Annotated in this window: 18 protein-coding genes; 12 read left to right on the top strand and 6 right to left on the bottom strand. The window is 47.7% G+C overall.

Annotation, left to right across the window (positions count from 1 at the left end):
* Positions 1-304: 304 nt before the first annotated feature.
* The 3 genes from P3C29_RS29655 to P3C29_RS29645 form a co-directional block, all read right to left on the bottom strand.
* Entirely contained in the window at positions 305-655 is a 351-nt protein-coding gene (locus P3C29_RS29655; protein ID WP_275966133.1) for a hypothetical protein, read from the bottom strand.
* 209 nt (positions 656-864) lie between these two features.
* Positions 865-1,281 (bottom strand): hypothetical protein, encoded by a 417-nt coding sequence (locus tag P3C29_RS29650; RefSeq protein ID WP_275966132.1) that lies wholly within the window; start codon positions 1,279-1,281, stop codon positions 865-867.
* 20 nt (positions 1,282-1,301) lie between these two features.
* Complete coding sequence (locus tag P3C29_RS29645) at positions 1,302-2,510, bottom strand: EAL domain-containing response regulator (RefSeq protein ID WP_275966131.1); 1,209 nt, start codon at positions 2,508-2,510, stop codon at positions 1,302-1,304.
* 321 nt (positions 2,511-2,831) lie between these two features.
* On the opposite strand from P3C29_RS29645, the gene P3C29_RS29640 reads away from it, so the two are divergent.
* The 12 genes from P3C29_RS29640 (at position 2,832) to P3C29_RS29585 (ending at position 21,076) form a co-directional block, all read left to right on the top strand.
* The gene (locus tag P3C29_RS29640) at positions 2,832-3,368 is read left to right on the top strand and encodes a CS1 type fimbrial major subunit (protein WP_275966130.1); all 537 of its coding nucleotides are present in this window, start codon (positions 2,832-2,834) and stop codon (positions 3,366-3,368) included.
* 77 nt (positions 3,369-3,445) lie between these two features.
* A complete protein-coding gene (locus P3C29_RS29635; RefSeq protein WP_275966129.1) occupies positions 3,446-5,707 on the top strand; it encodes a TcfC E-set like domain-containing protein in 2,262 nt (753 codons plus the stop codon).
* A 26-nt stretch (positions 5,708-5,733) separates the two neighbouring features.
* A complete protein-coding gene (locus P3C29_RS29630) occupies positions 5,734-6,402 on the top strand; it encodes a hypothetical protein (RefSeq protein WP_275966128.1) in 669 nt (222 codons plus the stop codon).
* Complete coding sequence (locus P3C29_RS29625; protein ID WP_275966127.1) at positions 6,402-7,466, top strand: hypothetical protein; 1,065 nt, start codon at positions 6,402-6,404, stop codon at positions 7,464-7,466. The genes P3C29_RS29630 and P3C29_RS29625 overlap by 1 nt, the downstream gene beginning before the upstream one ends.
* A 12-nt stretch (positions 7,467-7,478) precedes the next feature.
* Complete coding sequence (locus tag P3C29_RS29620; protein WP_275966126.1) at positions 7,479-7,967, top strand: hypothetical protein; 489 nt, start codon at positions 7,479-7,481, stop codon at positions 7,965-7,967.
* Between the two features lie 3 nt (positions 7,968-7,970).
* Positions 7,971-8,516 carry a hypothetical protein gene (locus P3C29_RS29615; protein ID WP_275966125.1) on the top strand — a complete coding sequence of 182 codons (546 nt, stop codon included), beginning with the start codon at positions 7,971-7,973 and terminating at the stop codon, positions 8,514-8,516.
* Between the two features lie 34 nt (positions 8,517-8,550).
* The gene (locus P3C29_RS29610; protein ID WP_275966124.1) at positions 8,551-9,198 is read left to right on the top strand and encodes a hypothetical protein; all 648 of its coding nucleotides are present in this window, start codon (positions 8,551-8,553) and stop codon (positions 9,196-9,198) included.
* Positions 9,199-9,496: 298 nt separating this feature from the next.
* Positions 9,497-10,684, top strand: a complete 1,188-nt coding sequence (locus P3C29_RS29605; protein WP_275966123.1) for an EAL domain-containing protein — start codon at positions 9,497-9,499, stop codon at positions 10,682-10,684.
* Positions 10,685-11,254: 570 nt separating this feature from the next.
* The gene (locus P3C29_RS29600) at positions 11,255-11,848 is read left to right on the top strand and encodes a hypothetical protein (protein ID WP_275966122.1); all 594 of its coding nucleotides are present in this window, start codon (positions 11,255-11,257) and stop codon (positions 11,846-11,848) included.
* 674 nt (positions 11,849-12,522) lie between these two features.
* A complete protein-coding gene (locus P3C29_RS29595; protein WP_275966121.1) occupies positions 12,523-15,984 on the top strand; it encodes an autotransporter domain-containing protein in 3,462 nt (1,153 codons plus the stop codon).
* A gap of 626 nt (positions 15,985-16,610) precedes the next feature.
* Positions 16,611-20,657 carry an autotransporter domain-containing protein gene (locus P3C29_RS29590; RefSeq protein WP_275966120.1) on the top strand — a complete coding sequence of 1,349 codons (4,047 nt, stop codon included), beginning with the start codon at positions 16,611-16,613 and terminating at the stop codon, positions 20,655-20,657.
* Positions 20,658-20,746: 89 nt separating this feature from the next.
* Positions 20,747-21,076 (top strand): hypothetical protein, encoded by a 330-nt coding sequence (locus P3C29_RS29585; RefSeq protein WP_275966119.1) that lies wholly within the window; start codon positions 20,747-20,749, stop codon positions 21,074-21,076.
* Positions 21,077-22,039: 963 nt separating this feature from the next.
* Here the strand turns inward: P3C29_RS29585 and P3C29_RS29580 are convergent.
* From P3C29_RS29580 to P3C29_RS29570, 3 genes are all read right to left on the bottom strand, one after another.
* Positions 22,040-25,534 (bottom strand): transporter substrate-binding domain-containing protein, encoded by a 3,495-nt coding sequence (locus P3C29_RS29580; RefSeq protein ID WP_275966118.1) that lies wholly within the window; start codon positions 25,532-25,534, stop codon positions 22,040-22,042.
* Between the two features lie 138 nt (positions 25,535-25,672).
* Entirely contained in the window at positions 25,673-26,299 is a 627-nt protein-coding gene (locus P3C29_RS29575; RefSeq protein ID WP_275966117.1) for a response regulator transcription factor, read from the bottom strand.
* Between the two features lie 229 nt (positions 26,300-26,528).
* The coding region (locus P3C29_RS29570) for an IS3 family transposase (RefSeq protein WP_275966116.1) at positions 26,529-26,829 on the bottom strand (301 nt) is incomplete at its 5' end.

Raw genomic sequence — 26,829 nt, 5'->3', positions numbered from 1 at the left:
GACTGGCCAGCGGTGGCCTGGACGTTGTCTGCTTCAGCTATAATTTTACGCCCAAATCTTCCGGGGCCTATTCTATGGCAAGCTGGAAGACATCTACCGCCAGCATTAACTGGATCTGGTGTAAAAGACGCCGATCGGCTCAAGCTACTTGCTCAAGATCGATCTGCGCTATTTCAACCATAAGGAAGAGTCTGGTGTTTTCCGGTTGGATGAACAAGCGCACGCACGCCACGATGTTCAGACTGAACAAGCGCATCCACACCTTCGGCCTTGCGCTCGATACCTTCCCCACGTTCAATTCCCTTCAATTTTCGTTGCATTCGATGTGTTTTTTTCCATATGCAGAAAGAGCTTCGCGCATCCTTAAGCATTCTTTTAAATCCCGTAAGTTGACACTGTCAATACTAAGGTTTCCTGTAGGCTTGGGTCGGTTTTCCTTAAAGTTAAATTGAATAAATGGCTTTTCCTCTTCAATTTTGAAGTGACTTTTCGAACGTACTACTTCCTTAGCTACACTAGGATCTGGCGTTGGGAGCTGATCGCCTGCCACTCTGTAGCGCTGCAGGAGTGAATCTTCGGGTAAATCGTCAGCTATGGATATACTTGAGAAAAACCAACCGGATAAAAATATGATGTACGATATTGTTTTCTTCATTTTAAACTGCTTTTTAAGGTGTCTTTGACCCATTGCTCGATGTGGAGTTTTATCTGGGATTGTTTAAGGTTTCATGTCTAGTCATTAAAGTATAAAGTGTCCTTGTCCTTGTCCTTGTCCTTGTCCTTGGTTTGATTGGTTACCTGGTTAAAATACTATTTATCATAATTCGTATAGATATGGCTTTTTAAGATTTTCTCTTAAGGTTTTTAGGTGTTCCTTGCAGTGTTGGTCTGGTTTTCTTGTAGTATCCAGTCTAAGCTTTTTGTCTCGCTAGACAGATTTTTTAATAGATGCCCGAGTTGATAAATATCTGGATATTGCGCAGAACTTAAGATGAGTCGTTTCTTGGTCTCAGGTTTCAGTCTCATCAATTGATATTTCGCCACACCGTAGATGAAGGCTTGTCGGAGAAAATTATTTTCTAGACAATACGAAATAAGATCGAAGCGAGTGTGTTTCACCAACTGGGCGTTGATTAACACAAAATCGAAGCCTCTGTCACCGTACTCAAGCAGCATTAGCATTTCCTTCAGACTTGCTGCCAGTCCGATCGCATAATAACCATGATAGTTGAGGCCACGCTCTAGCTGCAAACGTTCGAAGTGCTGCGGGTCTGCAATCATGATGCGCAAGCCCTTATTTGTCATAGCAGGCCTCGAGCGGAAGGTGCACTTCGTTGCAAACAGCGCAGTAAATCAGCTCCGGTCATAGGCCGCGAGTGCCAGTAACCCTGGCCTTGAGTACACCCCATTTTCAGTAATTGCTGCTGTTGTGCAGCAGTTTCAATACCCTCTATCACAACTGACATACCCAAGCTCTGACCCATCGCTAAGGTACTGCTAATAACTGCTCGGCAACGCGGTTCGTTTTCGATGTCGCGAACGAATTCCGCATCAAGCTTTATTTCGTTAAACGGCAACTGGCACAAGCGCTGTAGCGAGGAAAAGCCTACGCCAAAATCGTCAATCGATAAACGACACCCCATCATGCGCAGGCGTACAAGATTTTCCAAGGATACCGCCGGGACCTCAATCAAGCCGCTTTCTGTCAATTCGAAAGTCAGGCTTGAGCCTGTCGCATGATGCGAAGCAAGCATTCGTTTGATCTTCGAGGCAAGCTCAATATCAGCCAGTTGTGATGCTTGAAGGTTAAAAGCTAAGTTCAGCCTCACACCCCGTCTCTTTGCCTGACCCTGTAAGTCCAGTGCCTGGTGCATCAGGCTGAACAACAACTCGTCCATCAGGCCGCAATGCTCTAATGTCGGTAAAAAAATGGCAGGAGTCAGTAATCCCTTCGAGGGGTGATTCCAGCGCGCCAATACCTCTACCCCCAAAACCTCGCCGGTGAGCAAATCGAACTTGGGTTGGTAATAGGGCTCCAGTTGCTGCTCTAAAATGGCATGCCGTACCTCGTTCTCGCTGATATGCGCCACCGTTGCTGACGGCTGCTGACGTGCCGGTCGTCGGCTCAAGTAGCCATCCAGATGTTTACGTAAGCTACCCGCTCGCAAAGGCATGGCCACGTCCATGATGATGTTCAGCCCCAGCAATGCACCTATCTGCCGCACCGCGCGGCCCACATCGTATGGCAAACAACTCGTTATGAGTACCGTTCCCAGCTGACCGGCACCCCCTGCGCGCAATATGAATTCAAGTCCTTCCCTATCCTCCATTTGCAGGTCGCAAAGCGCCACATCCACCGAACCAGCGGCTTGCAGAATAGCAAGGGCCTCACCGCCGTTGTCGGCTTCAAGCACTTCGCGACAACCCAGTTGCTTTAATAGACTGACCGTCAGGGAACGCTGGAATGGATTGTCTTCAACAACCAACGCACGAATCGATAGGTAAGGCATCACAGGAGCACTCGGTTATAAGTTGAGAGTGCCTATGTTCCGCAATCAGCAGGAATGATTCGCGAAGAAATTGCGTACGTATCTGTAGGATATTTCTCAAGCATTAGCTTTATCTGGAACAAAAAAACCGCAAATGGCGCTAGCCAAGTGCGGGAATTCTAAAGAGGAGGAGGGCGGTAGGAATTTTCCGACGCTGACGTCGGAAGATTCCTACTTAATAACAATCGTTTGGTCTGCAAACTAGTTTTCGGGCTAAACGGCAAGTAAAGCCGTCGCTTTAGAGGAGCCCTAATCGGCTTCAATTATAGTCAGGAGCTGGGAATGAAGTTTCGTACAAAGATCAACGTTGTTTTCATTGCGATGGGTTTGAGCGGTTTTCTGTTGGGAGGGGCGCAGGCGGCCACTCTTCCGGCAAAGCCTCTTTCCAAGAAAATCACCCTAACTGCAAAAATTAACGACTCCATTTTCGTTTCTAAACCTGACGGCTCGACTTGGTACGGAACTGAAGAGTTGGAGTCGGTAGACTACACTCAGAAAGAATTTACCAAAACACTGCCAATTCGTGTCTGGAGTAAAATCGCCGACTTCAATTTAACATTGGCTCAACCTCTGAAAATGACCAATGGTTCTTATGAAATGGCGGATGCCAGCGTCAGTATTTCTCACGTGGGAGGTGAAGGTTCGGTCGTCTTCGGGAAGTCGCTTAAAGTGACTCAGGTAGTAGCCGGTAACGGCGGGTTTGACGAAGTTCATAATCTGAAAATCAGCGCTAAAGCACCTCTCAAAACGGGGGCTAGCACCGAGGGTACCTATAGCGGCGACTTGGTCATGATCTTTGAACCCAGCGCGGGTGCTTAATTAGCAGTAACTCTCCCTCCCTACTACACATGAGCCTCGCGAGAGGCTCTTCTTTAGTGTTGCTGGATAAATTAGGCATGCTGCCGCATAAATCTTTAAATTTGCACAGAATTCTTTTGTGCATAATTTTGCTTGTCTCAAGCAAAGTGTTTGCACAAATGAAGATTGCCTATGGAATTCCTGAAGGTTTTAGCGCAGTGGAAATGGATAATGCTGCACGTTTTGTTGCCAACTATAACGGTCGCACCTTGCCCGGGTTTATCAGTTACTCTTTGGAGCAAGGCGTCCTTATCTTTGATTCGGCCCAATACAGAGAAAACGGTGTTGCAGTTGAAGATTTGCGTAAAATAAGGAGCGTTCTAGCTGAAGTGAATTATAAAAAATGCAGTAATGGTTGCGACCTTCGCGTGGCAGATCACTATGTAATACTTGATAAAGCTCGGCGTGCACTCACTATACGCAGCGCTCAAGAAGACTACATTTCGCCTACAACTTCTTGGGGTTTGATAAATAATCAGTCGTTGGATCTGCGCGGTTCTTCTGACGGTTATCGTGCGTTGAACGTTAATGGCAATACTTGGATGGGGATGCCCGGGCGCAGCTTTGGTTACATGAACTGGTATGCAAGCCATGGTCGCAGCCGAAATTTTAAGAGCAGCAGCGATCAAGGAATATCTTCCTACTTTCTGCAAAAGAACTTCGCTCAAACCTATGTGCGAGCCGGTAAGCAGGACAGGGTCGACTATAGCTCGGGCTCGGTCAGTACGGTACTGTCACCCGGGTTCGATCAGTTTTTCACGTTAGGCAGTCAAGGTAACTTGCGTAGTAATCGTGATGTGGGTTCGTTGGTGTTGTTCTCATCGGCTGAAGGTAACTACGAGTTTTATCGCAACGGACGTCTTGTGCTTAAACGGCCCGCTGCGCTGGGTCGTAATGAAATCAGCTTTATTGATCTTCCTGGTGGCTATTACCCGATTGAAATCCGCCTGGTCGATCGAAACGGCAGTGTCGTAAGCCGTGAAACTCAGGACGTCAACAACTTGAGCTTTACCGGGCAAGGGGATAACGCTTGGCGCGTAACCGCCGGTAAGGATATGCAAGAAGGTAAGCAACTGTTCGAAGCCGCTATGAGTCGTAATTTCAGCCAGATCTATTTAAACTCTGCAACTGTGACTAATGACAGTTCGACTTGGGCCACCGAGCTCAATCTTTCCCGGCCTACCACTGTGGGGAGCTTTAACCTGTCACCCACGGCGGGGATGCTGGCTGGCGAGCGCGGTTCAGGAGGCTACATTAACCTGGACGTTAGTGATGATGGGCTAGGTAGCCTAATGGTCAGTCGCTATGCCAGCAGTGATATATCGCGTCTCTATTCGGGGGCGCCTAGTACCAGCCTTTCGTACAGTAAGAACCTTGGCGGCGTACTAGTTGCTTACAACTATCGCAATTTTAGTCGTGGTGCGACCCATCAGACTGAAATGCGCTGGAACTATAGACCTAACGGGCTATTGTCGACGTTTTCGCTAGGGGTGCAAAAGGGCGGCTCCATAGCGGGCGATAGCGATTACACCCTCTATGTCAATATGTCGTGGGCGCTTGAACGCTCTGAGGCAAGTCTGAACGCCGCTCAGTTTGGTAACCAGACACAGGTCACCGGTGACTATCGCAAGAGCTTTCAGGACACCTACGGCACTTCTTCCAGTGGCCTGACGGTCAATCACAGCAATGGCATGAACAGCATTAATGCGTACAGCAGTCGCTCTGGCACAAGGGGAGATGCCTCATTGAACGTCGGCCACGGCGACTACGCCAACAACCTCGACTTCAACTACCGCGGCATGCTGGCCGCCAATAGCCAGGGTATGGCTTTGGGGCGATACAGCAACAGTGGAAGCGCTATGTTGCTTGAAACACCCGATCTCCAGAGCACGTCCTACGGCTTCAGTGTGGAGGGTCACCCCGTGGCGGGAGGCAGCACCTACGCCGTCCCCCTGGACAAATATCACGATGTGCCTTTTGCCCGGGTAGTGAGTGACAGCGCGGACATGGACATGAACATCGAGGTTCCGGCAAACATCATCAGGGCCCATCCCGGGCAGGTGTACAACGCTAAGGCCAAGGTGGATATCAACATGGTCTATAGCGGCATCCTGCAAGATGCCAGCGGCCGACCTGTAGGCGGCAGGATCCTCGAAACCGGTGATACCGCCTATCCCAACGGCTTGTTCTCGATCACTCACAAGGCGGTATTGAACAGCATCACGGTTGAACAGACGGGTCGCCAATACCACTGCGACCTAACACGTAATCTCACAGGCAGCTACTACCCATGTCAGTAACAAAGAAACAAAAACAGGCATTCACCATGACATTGCGTACCACGCTGCTGGCGCTACTGAGCTGGACTGCACTGGCACACGCAGAGGGCGAGTTGATGGTCATGTCTGCAAGTTTGCAGGTTTACAACAGTCAAGAGCAGACCATAAATGTAAGAAACGTCGGTGACGCCCCGCTTTACTTGTCGATCAGTCTGCTCAAAGTAGTGAACCCAGGGCTGGAACCGGAGCGCAAGGTACCTTTGCGGCAGTTGGATCGCCCCGGCATTCTTGCCAGCCCCGACAAGCTCACATTGGGCCCTGGCCAAAGCCGCGCCATTAGCCTCAGGTCTCTCGACGAGCCGGCAGCGGAAGAGCTGTTTCGCCTGTACATAGTCCCGGTGCGGTCAATGCAGGTGGAGGACGCGCCGCAAGACAAGATCAGCGCACCGATGTCGGTTGCGGTGGGCTACGGCGTGCTGGTGCGCCATATGCCCCTGCCCGCCAAACAGCAATCAAGCTGGTCACATCGCTGCGATGCCAAAGGTGTAACGCTAGAGAACACGGGCACTGTCCGCGTGGTGCTGTCGGATGTGAAGGTGGATGGCGGTTCGCAGAAGTTCAATGTTGCCTTGTTTCCTGGAGTACTGCAGCACTTCAACGGCAAGCGCCTGAGCCTGGTCGCCAATGCTCAGCCGTATATCCTGGAATGCTCCTGATGGATATACGTCAGCCGTCACCGATCAGGATCAACCAGGCCACCACCATGCCCCTTATATGGGGGGGCTGGAAACTTCTTTGCTTGCTGTTGTTGGCCTGCTGGGGATGCGGAGTGGGGAAGGCATACGCATACACCTTGAACTACAGCGATCTTCTTAGTAATGGCTATAGTAACTGTAGTTACACGAAGAACGCCGATGGCACGACCACTTTGGGGATCACTATCAGCTACAACGAGGCATCGGGACATCTTGGAGGTGCTACATTTCTCTCCCGAGGAGTTTTAATTTACACCTACGACGCCAAAGGCGTGCTGAATAGCAGCTCCAGGGCTGCCACAAAGGTTTCTCTAAATGGCGTGGTTGACGCCTATCCATACGTCTCGACCTCGGGTTACGTAATGTATAAAAACGACTCAGGCCGCAACGTCGGCAACTGGAGTAGGCGCGACGCTTTTCTGGCCTCCATTACGGTGCAAGTGCAGGACTCAATCATCAAAGACTGGCCAGCCATTGGTATACGTGCTGGCAACTACACAGACAATAATGATGTGGGTGAGAGCGCCGGAGTGGCTTATTTGTCTCAGGCCACCCTGGGTGGGGAATGTCGCATATTGAAGTCCCCGGATCAACCTCTCCCTCCAGTGGATACGGCCATCACCATGACGGCGCCAGATTGGGATCTGGGTGAACTGCTTCGGGGTGAGGAAACGTTGAAAAGCTTCAGCGCCGCCAAAGATCAGCTTTGCTTCACCTATGGCGGAGCGAAGTACATCACTTTTCAAAAGTTCATCATCAATGCGACTAACGCAAATGGTCTGTCGGCCGACCGCAGCTACCAGCTCAAGAACCTTGAAGACAGCTCTCAAACCGTGCCTTACACGGTCGCGCTCAACAGTGGCAGCAGCTTGGTGCAATTACCCAATACACGAAATGCTGTCGTATCCCTAAGTGACGACGGTCGTATGTGTTTTGATGCAACGTTCAAAGTAAAGGCCGATAGGACGGTAAAAGGCGGCGCGTACAGCGATGTACTGACCTTTACCGTTGTGGCAAAGCCCTAGGAGAAACTTCCAATGAGCTATCTCGCCATCGCTTTTCTGCTTTTTATGTCGCTAGGGTCATCCACGGGGCTGGCGGCCGGGGTGCTGAAATTGTCCCGCACAGAGTTACGCTTTACCCCCGACGAACCTCAAGGCGAACTCTATGCTCAGAACATCGGCGATTCGCCTTTGTACCTGGAAGTGGAGCAGCAGCTGGTCCTTAACCCGGGGCAGACTCCCGAGCGCCTGCTCCCCATACATGACGTGCAGCGGCCCAGCTTGCTGGTCACTCCTGGTCGGCTAGTACTGGCACCCGGACAGAAATACGGGCTGACCTTGAAAGCCCTGAATATACCTACGCATAACCAAGTCTGGCGCATTACCTTCAGGCCCCGAGAGCGACTGATAGTCGAGGCCAGTACGGACGCCGGACAGCCTGCCCCTCTAGCCGTGAGTGTTGGTTATGGCGTGGTGATTTATCAGCGGGCTGCGAACAACCCGCTCCGTCCCGTTATGGAGTAGAAGATGAAGAAAACAACACAGGCCTGCTTGCTAGCAGCTTTGGGAGTATTCCCGTTCCTGGCTCCGGCGCAGGTGGTACTGACAGGTAAAAAAAGCAGCAATATCAGCGCCTACCTAAAACCTAACAATAACTTGTCCGTTACCGACGACCGGGGAGGGTGGTTCGACCAGGGGTTAGAGATGGTGCAACCCGGCGGCTGGGATACTCCCTACCAAGTGACGGCACGCCTGCGAATTGTTTCGTCTACCGGAGTATTCCAGGTGCACCTGGATGAGCCTCTGCTGATCCGAAACGCCAGTAACGCCGCGCAAGTGTTCCAGCAGCCCCAAGTAGAGCTGGGCGCAGAAGGCGAAGCGCCCAAGCACCTCGCCGTCGGTGTAGACACGGAATTCAAGAATCCTCCCCGGACAGCACCCGGTGAGGATTCAGCCGGCTATTACGGTCTGACAGTTTCGGCTTATCCGCCAGATGGCACGTTTAAGGAGGCCATAGGAACCTACAGCGGGGTCTTGTCGCTGACGTTCGAGCCAGTGATTAAAGCACCCTGATCTTTGCGGGTCCTGGCTCACCGAAGGGAAAGTAATGAACCTGTTTAAGCCTTGTATTCTCGCACTCTTTGGTTGGTCGGCTATGGTCTCGCATGCCGTTGCACTCATCGATATCCAACCCAAAATTGCCGAGGTTCGGGACACAGCAATGACGGTCGAAATTGCCAACAACGGTGAGCGGCCAGAATATGTATCGATCACACTGTCGCGAATTATCAACCCTGGCGTCGAATTGGCGGATGAACGCCTTGAACTGATCAGCCAAACGCCCCGTCCCCAACTCTATGCCTCGCCCTTTAAACTCAAGCTTGCTCCGGGCCAGAGTAAGATCATAACCTTGAAGCCCCTTGAGCAAGTGGAGAAGGAACAAGTTTATCGTTTGGATATTAAGCCAGTTATGAACGTATTGGAGCCGAAGCAAGCGGATGTCGTTGGTACCGTATTGATTAACCTAGCGTTCAGTGCGCTGGTGCGTCATTTGCCTCTCATAGAAACCTCGACGCTATCAGTGACATGCGACTCAGAAGGCGCCCGATTAATCGCAACGGGCACTACACACTTCCTTGTTGAAGGCGCGACTGCAAACGGTCAATCCATTGATCCATTCGGTGTGTATCCAGACGTACCGATAGTCATGAGAGGGCGGAATATTCAGATTTCTGCCCATCCTCCGTGCCTGTAATTTATGCTTATCAATTCTAAAAAAGTATTAAGTGCTATCGTTCCATCCAGTCTATGAGTTGGTATGAATAAGTACCGCTTACCGGAGTCCGACTTTCCGGAAGAACCCAACCCCACTATCTGGCGAGCGCAACGGTCCTGCGTAAAAGTCCTATACGCATCTTTCGGATGGCCTAAGGAAAACTTTCGTATTTTTCCGTGCTTAGGAAACTTCCTACCTGCAAGCAGGAAAAAGAAACTACACAGACGGTGAGCGAATTTATCAAATTATGAGTTTAGAGCGCGCGTAGGTAAATTAAGTGACGCTGAATAAAGTTCTCGTTTTGGAAAGTCACGCGTTTGAGCGCAATCTGTTGGTCAAAGCACTAACGAGACTGCATCCTGGAGTTGTACTCTCAGCAAGTAGTACTTCGCAGGCCTCGATGCACTTGTGTCGTCACTCTGTAGTGGACGTAATATTTGTTGATGTAATGGACCCTGCAGTTGATAGCTATCAGTTTTTGCAAGCAGCCTTCGAGAAAGAAACTTTGCGAGGTGTCGTGATTTATAGCGAGCTGCAAGAAGAGGTTCGCCGCTGTGCTGATAGTTTGAAGAGGTTTTTTGGAATGCATCTAGTTGGGGTTCTAGGCAAACCTTTACAAATTAACGAGCTGGAGAAATTGCTTCTGCGATTCTCCCACGTACGATCTTGGTCGCCGAGCTTATGTGCTCATGAGTATAAAGTAATCCCGGAAATGCAAGTTCGGCATGGATTGGTAACTGGCGCTATTAATGCTTGGTATCAACCAATATTTCATCTGCGAGACGGTACACTTTGTGGGGCTGAGGTTATGGTTAGATGGCACCACCCCACCCGTGGGGTTCTCTCTTCTAAGGAGTCGCTGGCGTTACTCGCAACCTATGATTTGCTTGATGAGGCGTTTAAGAAATTTTTGAGTCAAGGATTATCATTTATGGAGCAGCAGCGTGCGCATGAGATGAAGCTGCAACTGGCTTTCAAACTGAATGCTTCTCAGATCCTATGTAATGAACTGGTAGCGTATGTTGTTGAAAGCTTGCAAAAATCGCGACTGCCGGGATCAGTGTTAGTGTTGGAGATGGGTGAGGAAAGCACGTTAAACTTTCGAGGCTCGGTGGTTAAAAATATTATGCGCTTGCAGGCTGCTGGTTGCGGGTTGGCAATCGATGATCTCGGTTTAGAGTTTTTCTCGCTTGGAAACCTGTCGCAAATACCGCTTATCCAGCTCAAGTTGGATATTACCCTTGCCCGGAGTCTAGGCTATTCTAGTTGCCGTGCATTGATCACGACTGTGCGAGCCCTTGCAAGTGCGTTGAAAGTAACATTGATAATTAAAGGCATAGATAATAGAGAGATCCGCGATACCGTCGTGAACTTAGATTGCACTTTCGGACAAGGTCTTTACCTCGCCCCTCCTATGCTAGCCTCGGATTTTGCTTCGTGGCTTAAGCGGTACAAATCTAGATGACAAAATTCAAATATCTGGGTTATTTAGTAGACACATCATGTTGATGCTCTCCTTACGAAAGTCCAACGAGCCGCATCAGCCGTCAATTGTCAGGAGCTGTGCGAGGTCGCCGCAGTTTGATAGCTAAGTGGTTTATTGTGCAACCCGTGCGTCAATCCGCAGCTGAGTTTACCCCGTGATGGCCTGTTGGGCGGTCCCGTGATCCATTGCGATAAAGTGTTGAAATACCCTGGCCGATCGCCCCGGAGTTAATTCTGGAGTAGGTGCTAACCCTGACCCGTTTCTACTATTCAGTTAGCCGAGCGCAGGAGTTGCCGAAGTGCGTGTTCGAAGCCTATCGCGGCTGTGTTCGAGGAGGGAGGGGAAGGAAGTGATCCGCCATGAGGATGATCTTCGGAAATTTCCTACAGTGTTTTGTGAGTTTTCCACGCTATTTCTTTGCTTGTGAGTGCTAAAAATATGGCAAGACGAAAAATATCAAATCCTTGATTCCATAGCGCCCGTTCCTTTGCGGTACGGCACGCAAAAGCCGCACTGAAACGCTCTTGTTTTATGATTATAGGAATGCAAATGCCCATAATAGACTCCCTAAAGTTATCATCGCGTTTGAAATGGCTCGGGTTGATCGGGGTAATACTTGCCTGGAGTGTAATCGCAGTTGAATTGTCAGGTACCGCCACACTCTGGATATACAACAAGCGTGAGGCGGTGACAGCCTTACTTTGGGGCTTTGCTCAAGACTCATCATATCTAACTTACGCACTCGATGAAGGGGGGGGGCGCGCAAGTCAATATTCTCCAACAACACCAGTCACCCTATTGCTCGTCGGACTCGATTTTATACCTCTGCTATTCTCGGCTTGCATATTGCTTCGAATTGGGATGTTTTTCCTGAATTTTTCAATTGGCGAAGTATTGAGTGAACGAAATAAAAAAAATCTCTGGTATGCGGGTGTGATGTACATTGTATCGCCTGTGGTGTATCCAGTGGTCGAAACCTTACAAGGATTGGCACTGTCGATTGATCTACCAGCAGGGCAGCGTATTTTAAAATTCTCATTTGGCTTTTCTTCTATTGTAGCCTTCGAAATAATAGAGGGAGTGTTGCTTTGTTTGTTTTCAAGCATCATAAGCGATGTTCTTCGTTGCGAAGATGGTGAGTAGTAGTCAGTGAATGGGCAGGGTGCGTGTGGGTACTTCTATCGGTGTGAATATTTGATGAGTGGAGTGTTTCATTGCAATCGTTAAATAAGTGTTTGGGTGCATGATAAGTTAAGTATAAAAAAACGTTAAAATTTTTTAGCGGTGCATTAAATGGTTTTTTGAGCGGTGGCTTAGGGGGCGCAAAATTCTGTGTGCGATTCTTATCTAGGATTCTGAGAGGTGCATACGCCTAATAAAAATGTCCCTGGTGAAGTACGTGATACTCAAGGTTTACAGTGTCCAGAGATTTATCATTACGTCGAGACTAACTACGGTTTTATCTAAACCTGTCGCATAGAAGTTTTTAGCTGAGCAAGCTATTCAAGACTCATTTCATGAGTGATCGCAACGAAGTCACATTGTTACGATGCCTGATGGTTACAAGTGCGGTTACAAACGCAAGTATTTGTAGGCAGTGCTTTTGATGATTTTGCGGAGGCCAGGAGTGTTGAGTCATTCTGGCTAGCGCTAATTTATAGAGACTTTTACAAGTTGATCCGAAAAGTTTACCCGTGCCGACTTATGCAAAGCCCGGCGTCTATCTGCCACTACCAAAATAATAAATAATAAATATTAAAAATAAAAAATTTTAACGCTGCCTAGTACCCACTAATTAGGAAAGGGAGCTTTACGCAATGAGCAAGCCCAAACTTTTCAGAAAACGTCGTTCCTCAAAAAGAGAGACGGTGCTCACCGCTATCACGGTATTGTTTATGAGCGCCGAAATGCTCACCTCAACCTACCTGCGTGCACAAGAACTGCTCCCACCTTATGTGGAAAAGGGCATGTTAGGTGACAGAAACAGCTGGAAAAGCCCTGAGTTCAAGGCTAATTGGGGCCTAGCATCGGATAACTTTGATGCAGCTTACGCGGCAGGGGCCACGGGGCAGGGAGTGAGAATTGGCATATTGGACTCAGGCACTTACGCACAACATTTTGACTTCTCAACACTGCATAATGTGAAGAAATTTCCTATACCTTTTCTGGACGGTGACGTACCGGACTATAAAAAAACTGAAGGTGGCATTGATGATCACGGCACCCATGTTGCGGGCATCATGGTCGCCAATCGCAACGGCGTTGGCATGCACGGCGGCGCGTTCAACTCAACGCTCTATATTGGACGCGCTTTTCACGATGAATTAAGTGATAGTACTGCTGCTGATGCAATAGTCAGTACAGGTCTTACCGCACTAAGTAATAGCTGGGGGCGAGACTTTGATAAAAACAAATATCGCCATCTGATGAGAATAAATGTTAATGGCAAAAAACAGTGGGCCGGCTACGGTCCGAACATTGATGATGTCACTGACAACAATAAAGATCAAAAAATACTTCTTAGTGATCCAGCGTCCGAACTCTCTCAACTGGCAAAATTGGCTAGCAGTGGCACGATTGTTATCTTCGCTGCAGGCAATGATCGTTACTACTCAGCGTCCTATGAATACGATCTCAATAATTTGCGCCCGCGTATGTTTCGGGGGGTTCATAGCACTTTTGGGACCAACATGCTTCCTACACTTCTCGTTGATGATGCGAAGAAGTTTCGCTCGGTAGAGAAGAATTTTCTTAACGTTGTTATGCTCAACAACGACCACACTATTTCTCATTATTCTGATATTTGCGGCACCTCCAAATACTACTGTGTAGGAGCAGCTGGCGGCACACTGGAAGGTCCTCTCAACTCATATCCTGTGACTGCTCCGAAAGTACCGGACGGTGTCAATGTCACCACCTATGTTCCTGGTCCTGAGGACCAGTACATCAAGACCAATGTACAAAATACCGATGTGCCCTCCGACTATTACCGAATATTCAGCACCGGCGTCCAAACAACTCTACCCGGAGCCGACGGTGATACACAGCAAAAAAACCTTACCCCCAATTATGCAATGATGTTTGGCACCTCCATGGCCGCGCCCACCGCAGCCGCCGGTACGGCAGTGATCAAGTCGCGCTTTCCGTACCTGACCAACTCTCAGGTACGCGATACCTTGCTTTCCACAGCAACCGACGAAGGCGCTCCCGGCATCGACCGTGTATATGGTTGGGGCTCCATGGATTTGGCAGAAGCCATGGGGGGGCCAGCAAAATTCTGGGCGCTCAAAGCTTCATATGACAGCACACTGACTGAAATCGAACAGCGTGCAGCCGATCAATACAACCCAATAGTGGCCAAGGCTGATTACTACGGTAATCTAGCTTATGTTACCTATAACCAAGCCAAGAACTTACGTGACTCAGGCGATTTGGCGGGCGCCACCTCCAAAGAGGCTATAGCAAAAAGGTATGCCGACAAAGCCTTCGCCCTTGAGCTTACTCGATTGCATCCGAACGAGGCTGCAGACACACAGGACGCTGCGTTCGAATACTACGACTTTCAAGTCAGCCTGCCTGGCGTCAGGAGCAGCGCCTGTGACAGCGATAAATGCATCGCCGATACCTGGAGCAATAACATCGACGGGCCTGGCGGTTTGTCGAAGTTGGGCGATGGTCATCTAACGCTTACCGGAGCGAGCATCTATAAAGGGCCTACCAGCATCAACGGCGGACTGCTAACGGTCAACGGTTCCGTCACCTCCCCAGTGACTATCAGCAGTGGGGGCACTTTAGGCGGCTCAGGTTCAGTCGGTTCGATCACTGCGAACAGCGGCGCGATGGTTGCTCCCGGAAACTCCATTGGCACTCTGCATGTCACCCATGACGTTAGCTTCGCAAAAGGCTCGGTCTATGCCGTCGAAGTCGGCAACAACAATACGAGTGATCAGATCCAGGCTGGCGGCAAAGCGACCATCAACGGTGGTGCACTCAGGGTTAGCCTGGAACACAGTCCAACGTTACTCAGCAAACAAGAGGTGTTGAGCTTGATGGGTGAGCACTACAACATTCTCAATGCGATCGGTGGAATTACCGGCCAATTCGAAACCGTATCACCGGGCGAATACCCGTTCCTGGGGATGACTGCGAAATATGCCACCCACACTCTATCCCTGGACGTCGGTCGTAATGCCCGCTCGTTTGTCAGCGTGGCACAGACTGCTAATGAAAGGGCCTTAGCCACTGCCGCCGATACCCTCAAAGCAGGCAACCCGGTTTACGAAAGTGTTCTTCTCTCAGGCACCGAGGATCAGGCGCGCCGTGCGTTCAGCCAACTCGACGGTCAAACTCATGCAGACATAGCCGCTACTCTGATCGACGACACACGATACCTGCGTGAGGCGATCAACTCCCGGCTGCAACAAACCCAAACGGTGGCGACTTCAGCCAATATTACTTCTTCCGGGAATGGCGGTTGGGTGCAATTGCTTGGCGGTCATAACAGCCTTAGCGCCGACGATAATGCCACCGGCTACAGCGCATCCAACAGTGGCGTTTTGCTGGGGATGGACACCGATATTGCCGACGGATGGTTGCTGGGGGCCGCAGCCGGTTACACCCAAACCAAGCTTGATGGCTCAGGTGCAAGCAAAGCCAATAGTGATAACTACCACCTATCATTATACGGAGGAAAATCTCTGGGGAACATCGCTTTGCGGGCGGGTACCGCGAGTACCTGGAGTCGCCTGGACACCTCGAGGCGCATCGATTACAACGGCCTGTCGGATTATCAAAAGTCCGCCTACACTGCCCGTACCGACCAAGTATTTGCAGAAACCGGCTATACCGGGTGGGCTCGCCTGGAGCCATTTGCCAACCTAGCTTATATCAACTTCCAGAGCGAAAACTTCAAGGAGCATGGTGGCTCAACTAGCTTGCATGGCAAAAAGCAAAGCCAGGACGCGACGCTTTCAACCCTCGGCGTGAGAGCCAATGCGCAACTCCCAGTAACCATCACTACACCGATGACCGTATCAGCAGAGCTGGGTTGGCAGCACCAGTATGGCGAACTGGATCGACAAGCGTCTTTGACCTTCCAAAACAGCGAAGCATCTTTTGACGTTAAAGGCGTACCTGTTTCCCGAGATGGTGCGGTGATCAAGGTAGGCGCGAAAATTGCGCTGACCAAGGACACATTATTTTCACTAAACTATAGTGGGCTGCACTCGGGCAATAATCAAAGCAATGCCGTAAATCTTGGTTTTACATTTAGCTTTTAATGTCTGAAAATCTGAAATTTGATTATTTCTAAAGAGCCTACATGAAAGCGATATAGTATTCAGCTCAAGCCATCATTAGTGTGGTCTTGAGCTGAGTTTGCGTTTCTGAACACCTGTCAGCTTAAAAGGCTAAGTGCAAATGCTTGGTCGTTAAAGGAAGTTATTAACCATTAGTTCGGATTCTGACTTTTATCAGTAAATAAAGTATGTGCTGATTTTAGGCGCGCTATATGTTGTCTTTCAATCGAGTTGTAGTGGTGTTCGATGAGGTTATATAAGATGCAAGGATAAGGCAAAGTATCTTCCTGTAAGTCTTATAATAATTTTCGAGTTGCATGCGACTTGATCATTCAAATTCCAAGTTTAGAACATGTGTTTGGCTCAATAAGAGTTAGGGGTGGCTCCGGAGTTTTCCTACGCGTTTGTAGGACGAATCCTACAAATAAGCCGCGATTGGTTATGCATTATTAAAACCAATACGGGTTGAACGGGTGGTGAGTCGCGCTTTTTTTGTAGTTAAAAATGAAAATGGATTTAGCGTTGTATGTCGTAGCCAGTGCGGTGACTAGGTGAGTTTCTGGAACATCGTGCGCGGGGGTGGAAACTAAACGATAGGAGTGGCATGGATGAATGCTAGAAGTACTATTTTCTCATGTGTGATTCCCTTGGTCGCAATGTTTTTTATATCTCTCTTGGCTGAGGCTAAAGAGTATGAGCAGTCGAACGCTACTGAGGTAAATGCAGGTACAATAAAAAGTAAATATCGCCGAATTGTACTGTTCGGTGATAGTCAGTTGGATACAGGTAACGTAACAAAAAAAATAAATATTACTTCTAGAGGTTTAGGATCATATGACGTCAATTTGCCCATAGGCGCTCCATTTACCTCCGGAAAAGGAAATATGGCTCAACAGCTATCTGATTCCCCCTATATCAATGGAAATCAAGTAAATTGGGAAAGTAATATTGAGCTGCCGATGATCTTGGGTGATCCTTTTCGTATCCCGATCCAAATTCAAGCCGCTGGAGGTAATACAATTTTAGATAATAGTCGTAATGTAAATATGGCCCAAGGTGGAGCAAAAATGATGAGTCACTTTCCTGGAAGTGAAAAAACATTTCTTAAAGATGGGCTCGGGAATATAGTTGACGCAGCTTTAAGTAAAACAATGGGGGGGGGCGTTTTTAGCTCTTTCGCGAAATCGATAGTTGATAGAGTGATCGATCAACAGAAAAAGTTCGATGTAGTTCTGATAGAAAAGATATCTAACCAGCCTGCAAACTTCAAAAGTTTCGGTGGGAAGTTTGATGAACATGACCTGGCAATCGTTATGGCGGGAGGGAACGACGTCATTGAGCAAGGATACACAGGTGCGCGGAATATTTTATTGGCTGGGCAGGAAATGTACGTCGGTCGGCAAAAGCTTGTGGAGGATGTCGCAGCGTTAGGAGCGAAAAATATTCTTTGGGGGAATATACCTGATCTGTCTGTAACGCCTATGTTGATCGATTGGAAGGAAAAAGATACGAATATACTACACGCCGGAAGTGCGATTGAAAAAAAAATGGCTGTAGGAAAAATAACGGACTTAACGTCGGAGATTAATGAAAAAACCACTATTTCAGCATTGAACTTGCTGCGAGGGCATCCAGGTACAAATCTAATTTTGTTTGATATTTTTAAATTGTCTGGACATATTGCTCGGAACGGTAAGAATTATGGGATTGACGGAGATTTAAAAGGTTCCTGTGATTCAAGTGCGGACTGTAGGACAAACAAAAACACAGGTGTAAATTACTTCACTCAGGATGGGCTGCACCCTAGTGAGAAAGCGAGTGAGGTTTTAGCGGGTGCTTTTAATAAGTACCGCCTCGACCCTGCCGAGCCACTACGATCTCGCCTGGATGAAAAAAGACACTACGATCCTTATCTGGATGCGTTTGCTGATATCACGGGCGTTGAAGATAGGGGTGACTTCACTGTTAACGTGAATGGTGGCGTTTTGGATCTCAGCTTGCAAACACAGGCTGACGCGCTATCTAGGAATATTGGACTTAATGGAGCCTTATTGTACTTTGGAAACGCAGATGGAAAAAATAAAACCGGATCCAGCACGCAGCAGCTAAGCTCTAATATTTTTATTAGTGCCAAAACAGACGGATACGGAGGTGGTGGTATTGAAGTGTCCGATGAGGCCTCGCGGGTAACCTATACAGGTAGCGCCTCAGGTGGCGCACTATTAAAAAGTGGTTTGGGGGAGTTGGTGTTAACGGGGGATAACGAGATAAAGGGGCTGTATATCGTAAGTGGTACCCTAAAAGTTGGCGATGGTTATAATAAAGGTTGGCTGAAGGGTGATATATATAATAATTCGAGTTTAGTATTTGATCGGTCTGATGATAAGCAGTTCTCTTATAAAATCGATGGTAGCGGTTCTCTCGTGAAAACCGGGGGCGGGATGTTGGATTTAACGGGCTCTGGGGGCTTTAAAGGGCTTACGGACGTGAAACGTGGAGGGCTCGGATTTAGTGGGTTATTCGAATCTACCGACGTTCTAGTAAACAAGGATGCTGTTGTCTATGGAACAGGTAAGGTCCGCTCCTTAAGCCTGGAGGAGGGGGCAATTATTTCTCCTGGTAATTCGATTGGATTATTTAATATCGCAGAGGACCTTACGTTTAAGAAAGGTTCTTTTTATAAGCTTGACGCAAACCCAACTGGACTAAGTGATATGATAGAAGTTGGTGGCGTTGCGACTGTTGAAGGTGGGAATGTGCTGGTCGCAGCACACGGCGGTGAATATAGTCCGAGTAGTCTCTATACGATTCTTTCTGCCAAAAAAGGAGTGACGGGTAGATTCGACGGTGCCTACGCGAACCTAGCCTTTCTCGAGCCTCGCCTGAAGTACGGTAAGACGGATGTGTCTCTATTGCTATTGCGTAACGACATACAGCCAGTGGATCTTTGTCAAAATGGAAACGCCAAAGCCGCATGTGCAAGTTTGTTACCTCTGCAACCGCCGATAACGACAGTTACTCTTGCTCAAGATACAGAGCCCCCCTCAGTGATAAGCGCTGCCGATATTGGGCAAAAATTTACGGTTGCAGACTTACCCGCCGCCGATAAGCCTGAAATCCTTGCTCTAATTGGTGATCCTCATTCCGAGCCGAAGGCGACCTTAAAACAGAGCAACCTCGACGTTGATCCGAAGGTCGTAGCGGCTTCTATCGGCAACGGTAATGAGCAAGCGTTACCGGGGTCAAACGTGGCCCCTGTTCTTAACCGTGAGGCTGCGGTGGAAACAGTCACTCCCATCTCCGAGGTGGTATTTACGGACACGAAAACAGTTCCCACTCAAAGATTTGAAGTTACAGTAACACCGTTACCACCTGATATTAGCCTTGCAACGGTGTCAACCAAGGCTACCCTTGATACTAAACCGAATGACTCACCGAGCCAAAGCGCCGTAGTTTCTGCACCTGTAAGCGATTTATTTATTGGGTCGGTAGATACGCTGGCTTCGCGCAAAGAAAAGCTTCAATCGTCATTACTTCCATCTGCAGAAAATCAAGCCTCTACCACTCAGGAGGCGCCACCTCAACAAAGTGGTGCGGCTCCAGCACTAAGTGGAGAGGGGGAGCTGCTAGTTAGTCGTACTGATTATAATAATCTTTTGGGAAGAGAAAATTCGTTAATTTTAAATATGAGTCGACCAGAGTTTACCGAGTTCTCAAAATTATTATCTGGTGAGATTCATGCCGCACTAAAAGCGGTGGTGATGCAGGAGACATCTTTTAGTAGTGACACCGCATTCAAGCGAATATATGAGACGGAGCTGGGTCTCGCTAATCCAGGTGCATGGGGATACGTGTATGGTTCAGAAGGCCACCAGCAAGGTGGTAACGGAATCTCCAGTCTGAGTCGAAATACCCAAGGGTTTATTTTCGGGGCTGATGCCTGGCTCGAAGATAATGACTTGAGTATTGGTGTTTTCGGTGGCCATAGAAAAACCTCAGTATCTCAGGGGGCATCCTCCGCAGCCATCGGTACCTACAATTTGGGGGTATACGGCTCCAAGCGTTACGATTCGTTGTCCGCTCGCTTTGGCGCAAGTGTCTTCTGGCATGATATTGAAACAAAGCGGAAAATTTTTTACACAACTGGAGTAGCTACGCCCAATAGTAATTATCACGGCAACACTGCTCAATTGTTCTCAGAGTTGGCTTATGATGTTAATTTTGATAAGTTAAAATTTGAGCGCTATATCGGTTTAACATACAATCATCAGGAAATCTCCGCTTTCTCCGAAAAGAAAGATCTATTTTCGCTATCAGGAAGACGAGGTGTTAAAGATATGTACTCTGGTAAGCTTGGTGTGCGTATGAGCTATCTCGCACGATATAATAAAGATACCGATGTTGACTTTCGGGGAGGTGTAGGAATTTCTCATGCTTTTTCCGACGTTATTTCTGAAAGCGACATACGCTTTAACTCTCACGGTGAAACATTTCGTATATCAGGTCCGCGAACCAAAAAGAATGTTACACAGCTTGATGGTAAAGTTACTATGAAATTAAGGGGGGGGCTGTCTGTAGGCGTAGACTATATGCTTGAGAGTGCTAGTAATTTGCATAACCAGTCTATTTCTGCATTCGGCTCATGGGGTTTTTGAATGGTTCTGTAGATATAATTATAAAAGGGGGGGGGCTGCGCTATTTACGGCCTCCCTGTTTATACACTACGTTTTTTCTAAGAAATAGTATGAATACGGAACTGACGGAAGAAGATATGCGGCGGGCGTTATTCGGTGAATCTGAGACTTCTGAACCTGCAGCTGGAGCACCAACTCGAACCGCTACGGATATCGTGATAATGGAGCCAATTAAAACAGCGAAAAAAAAGCACACTTTCCAAGGCTTTGCTCCCAAGATAAGAGTTACGCTGCGCGTTGGAAATGATTTCGAAGGCAAAACGTACGAGATGGTGCATGAGGTCTATACGCTGAGCTTCCTGCTTGCGGAGCAGGAAGCAACAAAGACAGCTAGAAAAAAATTTAGGTTCGTGGAAGTGATATCAATTATGACGATATAAGCGCGGATACTGGTGTGGATCGCTCGCTTGGAGCTAGATGGCGTTTGGTCACCGCGGAGCTAGAAACCGGCCAGCACTTATAAACTACCGTCCTGCAAATTACCTCACAGCCCCAAAATTCCAAGATGTGGCGTACTCTTAAGTCGGTCGACTTACACTGGATTGGGGGAAGCTCTGAGGACAAAATTCAACGTCATAAGTTGACCGGCGCCATTCTACGTAATACGCTCTAAGGGCTAGCTCTGAGGTTCGAGGGCGAAAGCCTCCTCTCGGAGACACTCGAAAGAAAAAGCCCATCGTCCGATGGGCTTTTTTGTAGCACTGCTCTTTCCTTAGTAAAATTTACTGCGTCTGACCGTCAGCGTCAGGTAACAAATCCCACTTGATGTGAGTGTCTGGCAAAGCCACGTGCTCGGTCCTAGCTGTTAGGGCAATAGTTTTTACTTGATAATGAGGTGGATGACGATAACGCTGCCCCGCAGGATCAGGGTGCGCAATAAACAGGAGAGGCCTATGTAACGTGTCAGGATTTTTGTCCAGCCTGACTCAGGGAAAGTATGCTGACCTTGGAGGTGGGAAAGTACACCAGCCTTGAGCGCTCGAAATAGTTATTTTCAGGGTCGCTACGTAGCAGCAAATTGGCAGCCGCATTCATGAGCTTGATCCGCTTGCATATCTGAAGGATGTGCTGAGCCATCTCCCGACTCAGGGGCGAGTGAGATTGCAGAGTTGCTGTAGCATGAATCTGGTCAAGATCTAACTACACACCACTTTTTTAATAACATTTAATCCAAAAACTCTTTGAGTATTTTCAGGTACTATTAGAAATTACTGTAAACGAAATAGTGGTGAAACATCTCGTTCGGATGAGTGTGGGAATTTGCCATTTAGTGTAGGAGGATTTCAAGAAAAATAGGGTGTTGATATGCAATATAAAATTTAATATTTAGAAGTGTCTGATTTTTAGAGTCGCAGTTTTTTCTGAAGTGCCTCCATAGCTTGGTGAAGGGCATCTACCGATTCAGTCAACGATCTACAGTCTAACTCAGTACAATCGGCTTGCAATTTTTCGCAGCATTGGATCAGATGTTTTGCCTTTATAATTCGGGCTCCACCCTTAATTCGATGTGCGAGCTCCGATAACCCCTCCAGATTATGTGCGCTGAATAGTTCTAGTAGATGATGTAGATCCTGTTCATTACTGAGTGATAAATCATGTAGTAGTTTTTTTACAAAGTCACTGTTGCCCGAGCTCAGTTTTTCTAAACTACTTATATCAATGCTTTCATCAACTTCTCCATTAGCCTCATCCCCTCTCGATTTTCCGGGTAAAGGCTGTACTTTAAGTAGACACTTGTTAAGGTCATCCATACTGATTGGCTTGAATAGGCAGTCATCCATGCCGGCTTCTAAGCAACGATCTATTTCTTCTAATTGTGCATTAGCAGTAAATCCAAGAATTACACAAGTATGTTTTTTTGAATTTTCCTCTTCAATTCGTATAGCTCTTGCAAGCTCGTATCCATTCATTGCTGGCATATTACAATCCGTGATAACAACATCGAAATCGTTGCTGCACCAACTTTTTAGGCCAAGCACTCCATCCGGCTCATCGCAAACGTTGTGACCTAGATAGCTTAATTGCTGGGAGAGCAATAAGCGATTGGCGGGATAGTCATCCACCACTAAAACATTCAATTGTCTTGCTGAAACTACCGAAACTTCACTTTTCATAGGAGGGAGCGGATCCAAAACAGGTAGAGTGATTTGGACTTCGATGAGCGTGCCTAAGCCAGGTACGCTGCTCAAAATTAATTCTCCCTGCATCATCGCACACAGTGTACGGCTAATCATCAATCCCAGTCCTGCTCCCCCAGAACTCGAGCTGCCGTCAATGTTAACTTGGCTGAAGGCTGTAAAAAGTTTCGCTTGGTCCTCCAAGGTGATGCCAATACCTGTGTCGCGAACCAACAAACGTATATCTAAAAGTTGATTTTGTTGGTCAATTTTCCCATCTACGCTTACCAACACCTTACCGGCTTCGGTAAACTTTATAGCATTGCTGAGTAGATTGGATAAAATTTGCTTGAAGCGTAATGAGTCAATGAGCACATCTTTATTAGCTAACTCATCGAAATCGAGAACCAGTGCTAGATGTTTTTGGCGAGCCAGACCTTCGAATACTCGTAGCACTGCCTCCACTAGCGCTTTGAATTGTGCTCTCTGAGGATTGAGTGTGAGACGTCCTGACTCGATTCGCACGACATCTAGAATGTCACCAATAAGCTCCAGCATTCCTTGAGCGGCACCAGACGCGACTTCAATTGCAAAGCGATCTAAAACTCCCTGTTCCGCCTTTTTCATCGCCAGTTCAAGCATGCCCACTACTGCGTTCATAGGGGTCCGAATTTCATGACTCATGGTGGCTAGAAATGAAGTCTTTGCTCGATTAGCGTCATCAGCTTCCATCTTGGCATTTTTTAGTTCTTTAAGAAGATTTTCCCGTTCTGTGATATCAATCCACCCTGCAATTATGCCTTTGATTTCTCCAGTACTGTTACGAAATGGAAGAATCCAATGATACACGGTTGTTAACCTCCCGTCCGGCATCATCATCTGGCAATCTTGCACCCGCTCTTTTCCTTCAGCCATAACCTCATGATACTGCTTTTCATAATCGAGGCTATATTTAGAATCAATGCTCAACCCTTCCGTTGGGCGAGTTCCTATAATCTCTTCCAGTTGGCTTCCCGCGATTTCTAAATATTTACTATTGCAAAGCAACATACGGGTCTGGCTATCGCGCACATATATAGGATGAGGTAAGCCATCGATCAATACGCGCATGAACTCCATCTGTTCGTTCAGTGCGCTCTCAGCTGCGTCTCGAAGTTTAATCAATCGACGTAAATAAAAAATCCAGCAAATAGCAAAAAACAAAAGTACCGCCCCAATTGCAAATCCTCTAAGTGTAACGAGTTGATTTGCTCTTATCGCGGTGTTGTCAACCATAACCTCTGCGCGCCAATGACTTAGTAAGTCGTCCATCTCTTCCGGCGAGATACTCTTTAATGCTTTTTCTAGAATGGAGTATAATTCCACAGAGGCACTTGCAGTACCTATTCCCATTCGTGAGGGCTGCGTACCGACAATACCTGAAACCTTGATCCTATCTTGATAGGTGTTGGCTACTAAATAATTAGCGCGTATCAAATGAACGATTGCGGCATCAGCGATTCCACTTGATACTTTTTCCATGGCGTCAACGGTGCCCGACGTATTTATCAGAGCTACTTTTGGGTACTGGTATTTTATGTATTCAAGGTCAGCATTGCTAAGGGGGAGGGCGAGTTTCTTTCCAATCAGACTATCTAAGTTGGCCGGTTGATTAGGGCGGTTACGGGTTATCATTACATACGGAGTTGTAAGATATGGGCGAGTAAATCTTATGTCTTTTTCTTGTTCTGAGTGATGGTTAAACCCCATCATGAAGTCTGCTTTTCCAGTGCGTACTAACTCCTCGAGGTCGTTTGTATTGCTGCCGCGCACTACTTCAAAATGAAGCGCAGTAATACTGCTAATTTGTTCTAATACATCAAAGTTTATGCCAGTTAGTTGATTGTTTTTATTAAAAAAAGAAATTGGAGGTATGTCCTCGTTGACGGCAACTCTAATTTGGCGATGCTCATCAATCCAGCGGCGTTCTTTAGGGCTTAACTCAAAATCTTCACGCGCATGTAAACTGCGCGCGTTACGCCCCCATCGATGCATAACGGCTAAATTTTCTGATGTGGGGATTGCCGTTAACGCCACGTTGATAACTCGTAATAACTGGGGATCCCCCGAGCGCAGAGTAAAGCTGATATCGTTGATTTCTGCGTTGTCCGTGGTCTCCAGTCGCAGTTCGCTTAATAGGTTCCTACTAATTAGGTAGCGCGATGTAAGCATGCTGCCCATATAGATATCAGATTTTCCGAATATTACGGAACTTATTGCTTCAATATCCGTTGAGTAAGTATGTAATTTAGAAAGAGGGTAGTTCTCTTTAAGTCTAGAAGCGAATTGAAAATGTCCGGATATGGCAACTCGCTCCCCTTCGAGCTTGGCAGGAAGGACTTTCGTTCTATCTCGACGAACTATAAAAACATTTGGATCCTGTATGTAGGGATAGGACGTCACCAGATCAGCATCACGCGCTTCAGAATTATTGGTCGTCCCTATAAAATCAATCTCTCCACGCTTGAGGGCTTCTATCGCCTGGGTTCTACCTGCGTAGCGGAAAACTGCGACGTCAATCGTTAGTAGGTCAGAAAGCATTTCGGCATAGTCGGCGGTTACTCCTTCATAGTCACTGCCAGTATCGACTAGGCTGAAAGGCGCCGCGTCGGTTAGACTTACACCAAGTCGCAGGACGCGTTTGTTTCGTAACCAGCGCCAGTCTGCGTCACTTAGCGACACTTTCGCATTTATATCATTAGAGCTTCCCCGCAGAGACAAATGCTCGTTACTAATATTTGTATTAGCCTCGAGTGCGGTCCCGCCTGCATGTGAACTCAGTATTAATAATGCAATGCAAGCGCGGAGTGCCGTCCTCATTTAGATTAAGTTGTTGCGCTTAGCGAAATCGGCAAGATAGACTACCGATTTGACATTAAGTTTTTCAATTATTCTGCTTTTATAAGTGCTTATAGTTTTATTGCTAAGCAGCATAGAGTCTCCAATTTCTTTATTGCTAAACCCTCGGGCGAGTTGTTGCAAAATTGCCAGTTCACGATTGGAGAGTAGTTGGATTAAGTCCCTTTCAGATGACTGATTATCTAGGCGTTGTACCGAGCTAGTTGTCAGTACAGGAAAGTAACTATACCCATCCATTATTACTCTGACGGCGCGAGTCATCTCATCGAGATTACTCGTCTTTTGAACGTAACCTGATGCGCCTGAAAGCATGCAACGTTGCGCATAAAAACTGGCTTCTAGGGCGGTAAGCACCAAAATTTTGCAAGGCAAATTTAGCGAACGCACGCGAGTTATTACCTCTAGACCGTCGACTAACGGCATGGAGATGTCTAGCACGATCAGATTCGGTGCATGCGTACGAATCAGCTGCAACGCCTCAACGCCGTTATCAGCTTCGGTTATCTCCTCAAACTGTTCTGCGTGGAGTACCATGCGGACTGACGCACGAACGAAAGGGTGATCATCGACTACTAACGCTTTGCGCATGGATATTCTCTTTTATAGATCAGTTGGCAACGCTGGCCTTCGCACCTCAGAAATCTAAAGAATAGTTTATACCAAAATCTGGATCGCTACTGCCGGTTTCGGACACCTTGGCATTGCTATTTTACGAATCGCCCCGAGTTTCGTAGACACCTCCGTGCCTTAAACTGAGACCAATTGGGAGGTGCCATGAGCAACCGGCGTTACCCCGAAGTGAATCGCCCCGGATTCTCTAGACACCTTGCAAGCTCATTGCGTAACGCTTTTCAAACTCTACCGGTGACAGCTGATTGTTGAAACCATGGCGGCGTTTTACGTTGTAGAACATCTCGATGTAATCAAACACATCACTCCGAGCATCTTCCCTCGTGGTGTAGATTTTTCGCTTGATCCGTTCCCGTTTCAGAAGCTGGAAAAAGCTCTCGGCCACGGCGTTGTCATGACAGTTGCCTCGGCGACTCATGCTGGCAACCAAATTGTTTGCCTTCAAAAAGCTGCGCCAATCGGAGCTGCTGTACTGGCTGCCTTGGTCG

The organism is Pseudomonas sp. 1912-s, from assembly GCF_029269205.1.
GTDB lineage: Bacteria > Pseudomonadota > Gammaproteobacteria > Pseudomonadales > Pseudomonadaceae > Aquipseudomonas.
This window is presented reverse-complemented; position numbering and strand designations above follow the sequence as displayed.